This window comes from Corynebacterium sp. UMB8791 (assembly GCF_054166365.1).
Genome location: NZ_JBSZCG010000080.1, coordinates 1 through 312, shown reverse-complemented (window position 1 = coordinate 312; position 312 = coordinate 1). Strand labels below are relative to the sequence as shown.

Below are 312 nucleotides of genomic sequence, written 5' to 3'. Positions count from 1 at the left end.
GCGGTAACCATCCATGTGCTGCAGGGTGAACGTAAACGTGCAGCTGATAACAAATCTCTGGGTCAGTTCAACCTGGATGGTATCAACCCGGCACCGCGCGGCATGCCGCAGATCGAAGTTACCTTCGATATCGATGCTGACGGTATCCTGCACGTTTCCGCGAAAGATAAAAACAGCGGTAAAGAGCAGAAGATCACCATCAAGGCTTCTTCTGGTCTGAACGAAGATGAAATCCAGAAAATGGTACGCGACGCAGAAGCTAACGCCGAAGCTGACCGTAAGTTTGAAGAGCTGGTACAGACTCGCAACCAG

The 312-nt window shown here is 51.0% G+C and carries 1 protein-coding gene; it reads left to right on the top strand.

Translation table 11 applies throughout. The annotated features are described in order from the left end of the window. On the top strand, positions 1 to 312 hold a 312-nt coding region (locus ACXIUA_RS02140; protein ID WP_457975981.1), incomplete at both ends, for an Hsp70 family protein.